General features: G+C 50.9%; 9 protein-coding genes. 3 read left to right on the top strand and 6 right to left on the bottom strand.

Features of this window, described 5'->3' with window-relative positions; all coding sequences use genetic code 11:
* Positions 1-234 precede the first annotated feature (234 nt).
* Complete coding sequence (locus tag H70357_RS13200; RefSeq protein WP_038589965.1) at positions 235-2,595, top strand: ABC transporter ATP-binding protein/permease; 2,361 nt, start codon at positions 235-237, stop codon at positions 2,593-2,595.
* Between the two features lie 366 nt (positions 2,596-2,961).
* On the top strand, positions 2,962-3,351 hold the full coding sequence (locus H70357_RS13195; RefSeq protein ID WP_231578425.1) for a hypothetical protein: 390 nt from the start codon (positions 2,962-2,964) through the stop codon (positions 3,349-3,351).
* A gap of 111 nt (positions 3,352-3,462) precedes the next feature.
* Here H70357_RS13195 and H70357_RS13190 read toward each other — a convergent pair whose 3' ends face one another.
* The 5 genes from H70357_RS13190 to H70357_RS13170 form a co-directional block, all read right to left on the bottom strand.
* Positions 3,463-5,844 carry a transglutaminase domain-containing protein gene (locus H70357_RS13190; RefSeq protein WP_038589964.1) on the bottom strand — a complete coding sequence of 794 codons (2,382 nt, stop codon included), beginning with the start codon at positions 5,842-5,844 and terminating at the stop codon, positions 3,463-3,465.
* Between the two features lie 393 nt (positions 5,845-6,237).
* Positions 6,238-6,666, bottom strand: coding sequence for an L-fucose mutarotase (gene fucU / locus H70357_RS13185; RefSeq protein ID WP_038589960.1), 429 nt, complete (start codon positions 6,664-6,666; stop codon positions 6,238-6,240).
* 13 nt (positions 6,667-6,679) lie between these two features.
* Positions 6,680-7,330 (bottom strand): class II aldolase/adducin family protein, encoded by a 651-nt coding sequence (locus H70357_RS13180; protein ID WP_038589957.1) that lies wholly within the window; start codon positions 7,328-7,330, stop codon positions 6,680-6,682.
* A gap of 23 nt (positions 7,331-7,353) precedes the next feature.
* Complete coding sequence (locus H70357_RS13175) at positions 7,354-8,784, bottom strand: rhamnulokinase (RefSeq protein ID WP_038589956.1); 1,431 nt, start codon at positions 8,782-8,784, stop codon at positions 7,354-7,356.
* 23 nt (positions 8,785-8,807) lie between these two features.
* The gene (locus H70357_RS13170) at positions 8,808-10,577 is read right to left on the bottom strand and encodes an L-fucose isomerase (RefSeq protein WP_038589953.1); all 1,770 of its coding nucleotides are present in this window, start codon (positions 10,575-10,577) and stop codon (positions 8,808-8,810) included.
* A 227-nt stretch (positions 10,578-10,804) separates the two neighbouring features.
* Between H70357_RS13170 and H70357_RS13165 the strand changes: the two genes are divergently transcribed.
* On the top strand, positions 10,805-11,575 hold the full coding sequence (locus H70357_RS13165; RefSeq protein WP_038589951.1) for a DeoR/GlpR family DNA-binding transcription regulator: 771 nt from the start codon (positions 10,805-10,807) through the stop codon (positions 11,573-11,575).
* A 364-nt stretch (positions 11,576-11,939) separates the two neighbouring features.
* On the opposite strand, the gene treR is transcribed toward H70357_RS13165, so the two are convergent.
* Positions 11,940-12,671, bottom strand: coding sequence for a trehalose operon repressor (treR, locus tag H70357_RS13160; RefSeq protein ID WP_038589949.1), 732 nt, complete (start codon positions 12,669-12,671; stop codon positions 11,940-11,942).
* Positions 12,672-12,699 lie beyond the last annotated feature (28 nt).

Here is a 12,699-nt window from a genome sequence, read left to right as displayed (position 1 = left end):
TTGAACTTTAGATTTACCAAGCTGGCATAGAACGCAACTGCGGTGAATGTTTGGACTTCCGGCCGCTGTTGTCTACAGATTTCTTGATTTATACCGCTCTTAGCAGTTGAAATCCGTAGACAAAGGCGGTCGCTATCGCTCCTACAGTTCCAAACTTCCCCTCCGCTGCTTTTGCCTCTAGGTAGTTCTTTTGTTCAACTTTTATTGCTTTATTTGAAAGGAAGGTTTACAGATATGCTGCAGCTAAAAAACATCAGCAAGAGCTACACAACAGGAGATTTCACACAGGTAGCGCTCGATAAGGTCAGCCTCAATTTACGGGAAAATGAATTTGTCGCCATCCTGGGTCCCAGCGGCTCGGGTAAAACCACCTGCCTGAACATCATCGGCGGGCTGGATCAATATGACAGCGGAGACCTGATCATTAACGGTAAATCCACACAGAACTTTCAGGACAGCGATTGGGATGCTTACCGTAATAATAGCGTCGGCTTCATCTTTCAAAGCTATAATCTGATTGCACATCTGAGTATTATGGACAATGTCGAGCTGGGCATGACCCTCAGCGGTGTCCCCGCAGCCGAGAAACGGCACAAGGCAAAAGAGGTGCTGGAGAAGGTTGGCCTTAAAGATCACCTGCACAAGAAGCCGAACCAGCTGTCCGGCGGTCAAATGCAGCGTGTAGCCATCGCCCGGGCGCTCGCCAATGACCCCGACATTATTCTTGCCGACGAACCTACAGGAGCGTTGGATACCCAGACAAGTGAACAGATTATGGAGCTGATCAAGGAAATCGCCAAGGATAAGCTGGTCGTTATGGTTACGCATAACCCTGAACTGGCCCGGAAATACACTGACCGGACTGTGGAATTCAGAGACGGTAAAATCATTTCTGACACCGATCCGCTTCCCGATCAGAAAGTAAGCTCTGACTACAAGCTGAAAAAGACAGCAATGGGTTTCTCCACAGCGCTCAAATTGTCCTTCAAAAACATCATGACCAAAAAATGGAGAACGACCTTAACCGCTTTCGCCTCCAGTATCGGTATCATCGGGATTGCCTTAATCCTGGCGCTCTCCAACGGCTTCAATAAACAAATCAACAACTATGAGGCGGGTGCGCTCTCCAATTTCCCGGTGTCGATCAGCCAGTCTGCGATGAGCTTTGACCGCTCGGAAACTGCGGCAGATAATGCAGCAACCAGCAAGGAGGAGTACAGCGACTCGCAGGAAATCTATCCATACGATCCGAGTGCCAATACCATTATGCACACCAATGTTCTGACCGAAAAATATCTGGACTTTGCGAAGCAGATTGATCCGTCCCTGATCGACGGCATCTCTTATGCCCGTAAAGTGAATATGAACATTCTAAAGTCTGATGGTAAAACAGCAACTGCCATCAATACAAGCTACTTCTCCTCATTCCCAAGTAAGGCAGGCGGTGCTCCCGGAAGTTATCTGGAGAACTATTATGACCTGCTCGCCGGTTCGTTTCCGTCCAAGGATACCGACCTTGTACTGATCGTGGATGAATACAACCAGTTGAATGTTGCTTCGGTAGAAGCACTCGGCCTGGATTATACTTCGGACAGCATCAAATTTGACGATATTGTCGGCCAAGAGTTTAAGCTGATCCCGAATGATCTGTACTATGTAAAATCCGGTGACCATTTCGTGGTCAATGGAACGGCTGCCAATTTAAGCGATATGTATAACAGCACGGATGCCATTCCACTTCGGATTGCAGGAATTATCCGGGCGCAGAAGGATTCTCCGATGTCCACTATGGCTGCCGGGATCGCCTATTCCGACGACCTGGCGCTCCGCTTCATTACCTCCGCACAGGCTTCCAAGGTGGTAAAGGCCCAGGAGCAGGAAGATACCGTTAACCTTCTGACCGGCGATGTGTTTCCGAAAACCTCTGCTCAGACAGACATGATGCCTGGTGCACCCATGATGCCAGGTGGCGCAGGCAGTAATACGGCTCCTGTGAAAGAAGATGTTCTGGCTGCTCTGGGTGCTACAAGCATTCCGGCTTCGATCTCCATCTATCCGAAGGACTTTGATTCCAAGGAAGCCATCGTGAAGTATCTGGACAAATGGAATGAAGACCTGCCTGAGAGTGATATGATCGTATACACGGACATGGCGGCCATCGTTACCGGCCTGACCGGCGGGATTATGAATGCCATAACACTTGTACTGATTGCCTTTGCTTCGATCTCGCTCGTCGTTTCCATGATTATGATCGCAATTATCACTTATATTTCTGTACTGGAGCGGACTAAGGAGATCGGGGTGCTACGCGCATTAGGTGCACGCAAAAAGGACATCACGCGTGTCTTCAACGCAGAAACCTTTATCATCGGTGCCTTTTCCGGGGTTCTGGCGATAGGAATTACCTATCTGCTGACCATCCCGGCGAACATCATTATTAAATCGCTCACAGATCTTTCCAATGTCGCCCAATTAAATCCGCTGCATGCCTTGCTGCTGATCCTCATCAACGTGGTGCTCACCATGCTCGGCGGATTCATTCCGGCCAAGCTTGCCGCCAAGAAGAATCCGGTAACGGCGCTGCGCAGCGAATAATCACAACCTACTAAGGGGTGCTCCGACAACCAGAAATGGTTACGGAGCGCCCCTTTTGTATTCACTATATTACTTGAGTCTTGTAAAAAACATGCTGACGAACAAATGAAATTAAAGTCAAACGGTTAGAACTTTTATCGAATAGGCAGACAGAAGAAGGACATCCAGCCTTGTTGGAGAAATTGTCGTTTACCAGACCACAATTTCCAGATAAAGGAGATGTCCCATTCATTGTGTATCAGCAAGCCCTGGAAAAGAAGCCTCTTTTCGACATTCTAAAATTGCTTCGACTCTCTGCCTAAAACAGCCGTATGGGGATTAAGCGGGGCGATAGATAAAGCGACAACCAAAGTAGAAGGCCCGTTTGTGGCGATCAATGAATGGACGGACAGTTCGGGGAATTCATCCGCTGGAGACAAGCCGGAGGACGGCTTTCAAATAAGCGGTCAAACTGTAAAGCCCTTGTATAATATGTATGGCGCTGAAGGCGTAGATTCTAGAACGTTCACGTATACGTCTGAGGGGGAGACGATATTCTCGTTCTATAACGGAATCCCTGAACCAACCGATTATTCGGGAAGCATCCGTGTTACCCTCGATGGAAAAGAGATAATGACCGGCTCTGGAGAAGATCAGCGGAGTGATCCTGATCTATTCCCGTCGATATTCAAGATTCCTCTCGAGCCGGGGAACGAGCTGAAGATCACCATTGAGGGGAACCAAAAAGTATGGGATGTCGGGTATAAGCGGATGTAATATTTTTGGAACTAAGTTCATAGCCCAGACTGCAATTTGTTTCTTCTGGAAAGTCAAAAGGTAAGCTCCGCTGCAGGAGCTTACCTTTTGGCATTTCTATAGGGGCCAGGCTTACAGCTGAACCGCCACGTAGCTTCCGAATTCAACCATACCCGCTTTGTCCAGCTTGGTTGCATCATATTGCTTGATGACCTCGGCGGTCTTCTGCATCAGCTCTGAACTGTCTGTATCGGCCAGAACGCGCAGGACCACCAGGGTCTCCCCATTCTTCAACTGTTCGGCCAATTTGGTCTTGTACGCTTCCAGGGAATCCACCTCAAGCCCTTGCGTCACATAATAATCATAGGCATTGCTGGTGGCCTGGAACAGGGACAGCTCATGGTCCAGCCAATAAGCCTTGTCCATCGCATACTCTACATCTGTGGCAGTGGCATCGCTGGAATTGTAGAGCAGATAGGGAAGTCCGCTATTGGTAGCATTATTGGTCGGATCGACATTGACCCATTCCGCGCCGATTTTCACTTTGTTCCAGGCGTGATTCACGCCGCTCATGGTTCCTGTGACCACCATCGAAGGGACCTGGGACAGGTCAGCGAGCAACTGGAAGGTGTGTGCATAGCTCATACATACGCCAACTTTTTTGACCAGAATGCCGTAGGTACTGAAGGAATCATTGAATTTGGCATCCACACTCTTGAACTGCTGCTCCTTGGCATTCTCCAGCGCGGCATCGTCATAGGCGGTATTGTCATTCAGATAATCGTAGATCGCCATCTGCTTCTCATCGGCGCTCATACCGTCCTTGAGTGTGGCGGCGATCACTTTATCTGCCTCTGAGAGGATCTCACGCTGTTTGGACGCAATGACCTCGGCTGAATCATCGTACTCCACATGCAGCGTCAGGTTCTGATAATCGTAGCCGTAGCTGCGGAATCCAAGAATGAGCGGGTTCTGATAGACTACTTTTTCCACTACATCGACCAGGGTTCGCGCATTCTGCGCCTCCGGGAAGGCCAGAAGCGAAATTTCGGTCTTTCCGCTGATCAGTAACAAGGCGAGATACTCTTCCAGCGCAGAATCGGCATGAATCAGGTCCGCCCGGATCGTTGAGGCAGGCACGGCCTGCTTGTTCCCCTCATCTACCTTGCTGCGGGTATTTTCCTTCTGCCGGTCAATGGCATTATCGCCGGATTCGCCCGCATTGTCGTTGTCAATGATGGTCGGAACATCAGGGGCAGGCACATACTCCGTATTATTCTCCGGCTCCACATACCCTTGATTGGCCCCTTTGCTCTGGGCGGCTGCAAGACCTGCAATATCGGCATCCGCCAACTGCGTAACCTGTACGTACCCCTTGAGCGCTGTACCTTGAATGGAGTATGGCACATCGGTTGGACCGGACTGCTGAATCGTGATGGAATCCGTGTCATATATCACAGTCCCCGAGGCTTTGGAGCCGTCAATGAACTGGACAGGTACAGTCTTGGGCAATTCGGCAGCGTTCTTGAACAATTTCAGGTTGATATTATCCTCGGAAGCTACGGTGCGCGGCAGCAGCTTGGACAGCGACACGGTATCCACCGAGCGGCTGAACCTGGACTCTTTGCCTCCCTGAACAGCGGTGACATAATATTCACCTTGCACATTGTTGTTCTGAAGGCTGGTGATGGTCTCATCCACAATGCCAAGCGCACCGCGCCCGTCCTTCATGAAGTCGTTATAAGAAGTGCCGGGCACCGTCGCAATCTTCAGCGGACGCTGATTCGCATATCCTTGCTCCGCCCCGTTCAGCGCCTCATTGGTATTCTCCATCGTGATATGCGAAGCGCTGTAAATATTGTAGCTCTCTGCGCCCGGCACCTCATTCCATACGAGAGTCAGTCTGCCGTCAGGGCTGATGTCGGCATCCAGAGTCGGTGTGGGCAGATCCGATTTCACCGTAAACGGAATGATAATCGGCTGCTTCAGCGGAGTAGGCGATTTGGCATCCAGGTCATAGTTGAGCCGGATGTAGTACACGGGGGCGTTCCCCCAGGAGCTGCCTCCGGCTTCGCGCAAGGAATCGGAAGGGAGTACGCCGAAGCCGAGCGGCTTGATGGAGTATACGCTTTTGCCACCTACAAGCTGTGAGTCTTCAAGGGTCCCTACCTTGCTCTCCGGCAGTGCCTTGATATCGGTATGTACGGACAGCGTCTTGCCAATTGCCTCTGAGCCAAGATCCGTATTGAATCTGAAGATAAATACCATATCCTGCTCAACATTATACATAGGCATGATGCCCGGATTGTTGTCAGTATCGTATTTCTGCTTCAGATTATACACCGTCTGCGAAGCGTCCGGCGGAGGGTTCCCTGAAGGTTTCTTCGTTTCTGCAGCCGGACTGGCCGTCGGTGCGGGTGAAGGCGCTGGACCGGCTTCCTTGCCGCCCCCCATGCAGCCTGTTAGAATCATACACATGATGAGCATAATCATTGCCAATTGTTTCACTTTCACTAACGTCCTCTCCTGTCTGGGTTGTCTTAATGAGGGTTATGGTGCGTAATCCAAAATTACCCATTACAAAGCACAGGAGATATATAACCCATTTGGGAACGATTAAAACAAATTTGGGATATTTTATATTTAAGTTATATAAGCAGAGGGCTAACGAGGGGGCGCTGAGTATTCGCGGCAACGGTTAGAACTTTTATCGAATAGGCAGACAGAAGAAGGACATCCAGCCTTGTTGGAGAAATTGTCGTTTACCAGACCACAATTTCCAGATAAAGGAGATGTCCCATTCATATGGTAACCTTCTACAGCTCTGTTTTTTTCAAAACATTCAAGTCGATTTCGCAACACTCAAGTATATTATAAAAAAATTAATAATTGCCTGCAATTCTACTCTTACCCTTCAATAACGCCTTTTTTAAGAATGAGATTGCCATACAGCGCTTCTTCCCCGGTTACTACAATCGCATAAGCGGATTTGGACCGTTCATAGAAGTTGAAGCGTTCCTCGTAACCAATCACTGCTTGAGGATCAACACCCCTAATAATCTCCTTATAAGTATCCCAGATTACAGGAACGGTGGGATCGCCTTGCACCACATCCATCAGAACGGCCTGATGCCCGGCATAATGATCCAGCGGAAACAGCTCCAGAATAGCGGCCAGCAGCTGGGGAATTCCTATGCCATCGCATCTTGTCACCCTTGGATGCAGCGCATGTCCCGGAAAATTCGCATCCGCCAGCACCAGCTCATCCCCATGGCCCATTTCCATCATAATCCGCACGAGCTCAGGAGACAGCAGCTTGGGAATCTTTTTGAGCATCCTATAATCTCCTTTACATTCCGTAAAATGATCTAAGTGCTACCAGTTGCTCGATCCGGTCTGCCGGCAGTTCACGCTCCCCTTGGATCATGCGGGTCAGAAAAGTGAGCTTCGCTGTATACTCCAATCTCTCCATATTCATGTAAGCCGCCATTACATCCTTCCCCCAGGACAAGGCCCCGTGGCTTTCCAGCAGCACAGCGGATTTCTTGCCGAGGAAGGGCATAATCGAATCAGGAACCTCCTCAGTGGAAGGCGTACCGTACGGGGCCAGAGGAATCTCGCCCATGGCAATGACCGATTCCGGCATCATCATCTTATCCAGTGCTTCTCCCTTGATGGCAAAAGCGGTGGCAAATGGCGGATGCGCGTGAACCACACCATGGATGCCGGGAAGTTCCCGGTAGATCCGCAGATGCATTTTCACCTCTGTCGAAGGGCGGTAGCCTTCCTGTGCCTCCAGAATTTCGCCCTGAAGATTAACTTTCACCAGAATATCCGGCTCCAGATATCCTTTGCTTACACCTGTAGGGGTGGCCAATACTTCGTGTTCGTTCAACCTTGCTGAAATATTGCCGTCATTGGCGGCAATATAATCTTTATTGAACAGGTTTCTCCCAATGTCGCAAATCTGCAGTCGTAATTTCCGTTCCATTTCATCCATTGTCATTTCTCCTCTTTGTATATTCATTCTTGAACAGGCCGGTACACGGCAAGACCTCCGGAAGCGGCGGCCACTTCCCCCGCCCGGCTGTAATCCAGCAAGCCAAGTGCAGTAAGCTGCACGATAACGTTCCCGATCGCGCTTGCTTCGACCGGACCGGCGATCACTTCTTTCCCGGTCGCATCCGCCGTCAGCTGGCACAGCAGCCGGTTCTGAATACCGCCGCCAACCATATGCACGGTATGGATCGTTTTGCCGGTGAGCTCCTCCAGCTCCGCGATCGCCTTGCGGTACGCCTCGGCGAGGCTCACTAGAATGAGCCGGACGACTGCACCTTTGGTATCCGGCACCGGCTGTCCGGTGCTGCGGCAATATTCCGCAATACGTCCGGGGATATCTCCCGGGGTGCTGAACAGCGGATCACCCGGATTGATCAGACCTTGCACAGCCTGCTCGCTCTCGGCCAGCTCGACCATTTCCCCGAAGCTAAGGGCCACACCGGCTTCCGCCCAGGCTCTCTGGGTTTCCTGCAGCAGCCAAAGACCCGTAATATTCTTCAGCAGCCGGTTGCCCCTGCCGTAGCAGCTCTCATTGGTGAAGCCATAACGGTAGCAGCGCTCTGTAAGCACGGGCTGCTCCGTTTCCAATCCGACCAGCGACCAGGTGCCGCAGCTGATAAATGCTGCATGCTCCTTGTCACGATAGGGAATGGAAGCAACCGCTGAAGCTGTATCATGTGAAGCGCCGGCAATGATCTGCAGGGCACTGCCTCCGAATTCCTTGCGGAGGCCGGGTAGCAGGGAGCCGATAACTGTCCCGGCATCCACCCTCTCGGCAATCAGCGCCGGAGAAATTCCCAGTCTGCTGAACACCTCGGATGAGAGTTCTGCCGTGCCGGCCTTCATGAGGCCGCTGGTGCTGAGGATCGTCCTCTCGGCGGCGGCTGTTCCTGATAATAAATAATGAAATAAATCCGGCATCATTAAGATACGGCCAGCATTTGCCTGCAGTTCAGGATTCCGCTGAACATCAGCAAACAGCTGATACACTGTGTTGATGGGGTCCGGCTGGTTGCCGGTCAGGCGGAATTGTTCCTCCGGCGGCAGCAGCTCTTCCAGCTTGAGGCGGTATTCCTGCATCCGCTGATCTCTGTAATGGTGAGGCGGATACAGCAGCATTCCGTCCTGATCCAGCACGCCGTAATCCACACCCCAGGTGTCCACACTAAGACTAAGCAGCTCCCCGTATTTGCTGCAGGCCAGCCTGATACCCTGCTTAATTTCCTGAAAAAGCTCCAGCACGTTCCAGTGTAAATCCCCGCCGATGTGCAGCGGAGTATTGGCAAACCGGTGAAGCTCCTCGGTGACAATGCGGCTGCCGTCATAAGTTCCCAGAATCACTCTGCCGGAGCTGGCTCCAAGATCCACGGCCAGCACTCTTTTGAACTCGCTCATCGAAACCACCTGCCTAAGTTCTGTCAATGATACAGCGGACCGAAATTGCGGCATGCCCGGTAATCGGCATCCTCCAGGCTGTCTGTTCCAAACAGCGACCACACACGCGGTCTAAAAATCTGTGATTCGTCGACGTTATGCATGCTGACTGGAATTCGCAGTATAGAAGCAAGTGTTATCAGATCGGCTCCAATATGGCCGTAGCTGATGGCTCCATGATTGGCTCCCCAATTATTCATCACATCATAGACCGATTTGAACGAGCCGGTTCCGGTAAGGATTGGAGCAAACCAGGTAGTCGGCCAGGTCGGATCGGTGCGTTCATCCAACTGGCGGTGAACCTCTCCGGGGAGCTCGGCGGTATACCCTTCCACCAGCTGCAGAACGGGTCCCAAGCCTTTGACGAGGTTAAGCCGCGCCATCGTGACAGGCATGCCGCCTTTGGTCAAGTAGTCGGTAGAGAAACCGCCGCCGCGGAAATATTCCTGCGAGGCAGGGCGGAAGAAGGTCTCCTTAAGTGAAGCAGCCACTTCTTCATCCGTAATGTCCCAGAAGGGCTTGATCGCCGGCTTACCTTCGAGGGATTGCTGCCCAGTTCCGTCTAGCGCGGCCGAACCGGAGTTGATCAAATGAAGCAGGCCATTCGCAGCAGCGCCTTCCAGCTCGTAGCCGGTCACACGCTTCACGGCTGCCGGACTCCAGTACGTGCGGACATCAGCGAATATTTGCGCCGTATTCGTCAGCAGATAATTAAACAGCATCGTCACGCCGTTCAGGCTGTCATTTTCGGTAGCCAGAATATAAGGAGCCCGTTTGCCGTTCCAGTCAAAGGAGGAATTCAGGATCGTCTCCATAAAGTCGCCATTCGGGAAATGGTCGGTCCATTGGCGTTGCCCTTGAAAGCCTGCAGCAATAGCGTTATGTCCCTGCGCTTCTTCTTCAAAGCCAAGCTCCGCAAGCACAGGATTGCCGATCATGAGGTCACGTCCGATCAGGGCCATCTTGACACAGGTCTCCCACTGCTTCTCCTTCTCTTCTTCGCTGACCTGCAGATGGGCAGGGTTGTTGTCAGGCCCTATCTGACAGTTCTCCTTGGTCCATTTCAAGGCCCGCGCGAATTCCTCCGGATCATAGATTTCCTCTTCGAAGCGGCGCACGAACTCGGACATGTCGATATATTCATTACGCATGCCCAGATACTCCTGGAAGAACTGGTCGTTCACGATAGAACCGGCGATTCCCATGGAAACGGAACCCATGGATAAATAGGAGCGGCTCTTCATAATGGCAGCAGCCAACGCCGATTTGGCAAACCGGAGCAGCTTGGCCTGAACATCGGCCGGAATCTCCTCGCTTCCGGAGTCCTGCACATCCTCCCCGTAGATCCCGAAGGCCGGAATTCCCTTCTGGGCGTATGCCGACAGAACTGCGGCTAGATAAACGGCACCGGGTCTTTCCGTGCCATTGAACCCCCATACCGCATGGGGAATTGCCGCATCCATATCCATCGTTTCGGAGCCGTAGCACCAGCAAGGAGTTACTGTAATGGATACCCCCACATTTGCTCCGGAGAACTTCGAACGTGCAGCCGAAGCCTCACTGACCCCGCCAATGGTAGAATCCGCAATGACGCATTCCACGGGCGATCCATCAGGATAACGCAAATTTTCCTGCAAAAAATCAGCTACCCGTTGTGCCATTCCCATAGTCTGCAGCTCTAACGATTCGCGCACACCGCGCCTTCTGCCGTCGATCGTTGGACGAATGCCGATTGCCGGATACTTTACTGCCATACTGAACAACCTCCTCAAAGGTAAATGGGTTTATACTATAAATAAATCGCTTTCATCTGCTTCATCATAAAATCTGGGAAATGGAATGTCAACAAAAAACCACACATTAATGTGACTTTTTGTGGATTTTATTTTGTTAATCGCTAATAAATGTGGAATACCCTTTTATTCCCGAAGTGAATTGTAGTACACTACCCTTATAGATGTTTTAATCCAGGAGGAACTACATGAGAGCTTTTGAACGCCGGGAATATATTATCAACAAGCTGCACCGCTATAAGAAAGTCCATGTTGCTGATCTGGCACAGGATTTCGGAGTCTCCGAAGAAACGATAAGAAGAGATCTCGACAAGCTGGATAAAGAAGGAATTGCCAAGAAGAGCTATGGCGGAGCGGTTCTGAATGTTCACACCAATGAAGACCCCGCCTACTCCCTCCGGCATTCAGTCCATCTTGACGAGAAGCGGATGATCGCCGACAACGTGCTGGGACTGATCAATGATGGCGACAGTCTGATGACAGACACCAGTTCGACTGCTTTTGAAGCTTTAAGGAAAATAACCGAGGTTAAACAAAATCTGACGGTGATCACCAATTCACTGGTAGTCCTGTCCGAGTTCCAGCATTCCGGCCACAAGCTGATCTCTACCGGTGGTGTGCTGGGTGCCGAGACGAACTCTTTTGTCGGACCAACTGCCTCCTATACTCTACAGAAGTACAATGTGGACGTCGCCTTGTTCAGCTGCAAAGCTCTGTCTATGACAGGCGGGCTGAGTGATTCCAATGAAGCAGAAAGCGAGCTAAAGGTTCTGATGCAGCAGCAGGCGAGCAAGGTGATCTTGCTTGTGGACCATTCGAAATTCGACCGTATTGCCTTCATCAAATTGTTCAGCTTTGACAAGGTGGATTACATTGTGACAGACCGCAAGCCTTCGGAGGAATGGATTGATTTTTTCAAGGAGCATCAGATTTCACTGGTCTATGGCCCCACAGAGTAGCCTGCAATCTTTACCCGGAAAGGGGGTGAACCCGCGAATGGTCTCAATAAATATAACTGCTGCAGCCGGTCCGCAGTGGCTCCCCTTTGTCCTCCTGGCTGTAGGCTTATGCTTGATTGGGCTGTTATGGGCTGTGTTCAAAAAAATGGACTGATGTTTTGTATGCGCTTTCTATTAACAATTTACCTTCCGTATTCTACCCGCTTAAAGCTTCCACTCAACTTTCAGGTCTATCAATCATAATCCGGATTCCCTTCTGCATACAAAAAATCGGGTGCAATCCCTCTTTGACGGAGGAATCACACCCGATTTTTTCCAAGTGGAAACGGCTTCGCCGTCCTCAAAAGGACGGTATCCGTCAATGCTACAGATCGCTTTCGCTCTGAGCCCGCCGGGCAAAGTCCACAAACTGAAACTTATCCAGCCGGTGCCGCGATTCGGTATACTGGAACAGCTTAGTGTCCACCAGATGCACATAGTTGCGGACTACGACAATATGCTGATAATCATGCAAATCAAGCAAAAGCTTATCCTCCGGTGTAGCTTCTTCCACAGAGATCTCTTTTTTGGCGTAGCTGATCGTGAGGTGAAGTTCTCCTTCCAAATACGCATAAATCGAATTCCCGGCGGTTTCAGCAGTGAGAGACGGTACATAGGAGGTTAGAAAATAATCCTTGTCCAGGATGATCTTCTCCCCATCAATCTCCCGGGCACGAACTACCTTCCAAAGCAGGCCCGGCTCCTTCATCTGAAGACGCCGTTCCTCCTCGGATGTACTAGGCACACAGCCGTTCTCATATACAATGGTACGTACGGAACGCCCCAGGTTCTTGGACACTTCCTTGAAGCTGACCAAGCCGGAAACGGGGAAATTCATCCGCTGGGCATCGAGTACAAAAGAACCTTTGCCCTTAATCTTATGGATATAGCCGTTCTGAGAGAGCATAAGCAAAGCCTTGCGTACCGTCTCCCTTGAAGTTCCGTAAGCTTCAGCAAGCTCGCTTTCCGAGGGCAGCTTCTTGCCAGCAGGGAGCTGCCCGGACTGAATCCGGGCCGAATAATCATTATAAATATGAAGATATATATTCTTATTCATCCTTAATCACCATGCCCATAGTACCACG

This window comes from Paenibacillus sp. FSL H7-0357 (genome assembly GCF_000758525.1).
In the GTDB taxonomy this organism is placed as follows: Bacteria; Bacillota; Bacilli; order Paenibacillales; family Paenibacillaceae; genus Paenibacillus_AQ.
Note: the sequence above shows the minus strand (reverse complement) of the source record. Positions and strands in the feature narration are given on the sequence as shown.

Excerpts from the sequence above, each read along its gene's own strand:
- H70357_RS13200 (WP_038589965.1), top strand. The coding sequence starts at position 235 with ATGCTGCAGCTAAAAAACATCAGCAAGAGCTACACAACAGGAGATTTC.
- fucU (WP_038589960.1), bottom strand. The coding sequence starts at position 6,666 with ATGCTCAAAAAGATTCCCAAGCTGCTGTCTCCTGAGCTCGTGCGGATT.
- H70357_RS13180 (WP_038589957.1), bottom strand. The coding sequence starts at position 7,330 with ATGGATGAAATGGAACGGAAATTACGACTGCAGATTTGCGACATTGGG.
- H70357_RS13175 (WP_038589956.1), bottom strand. The coding sequence starts at position 8,784 with ATGAGCGAGTTCAAAAGAGTGCTGGCCGTGGATCTTGGAGCCAGCTCC.
- H70357_RS13170 (WP_038589953.1), bottom strand. The coding sequence starts at position 10,577 with ATGGCAGTAAAGTATCCGGCAATCGGCATTCGTCCAACGATCGACGGC.
- H70357_RS13165 (WP_038589951.1), top strand. The coding sequence starts at position 10,805 with ATGAGAGCTTTTGAACGCCGGGAATATATTATCAACAAGCTGCACCGC.
- treR (WP_038589949.1), bottom strand. The coding sequence starts at position 12,671 with ATGAATAAGAATATATATCTTCATATTTATAATGATTATTCGGCCCGG.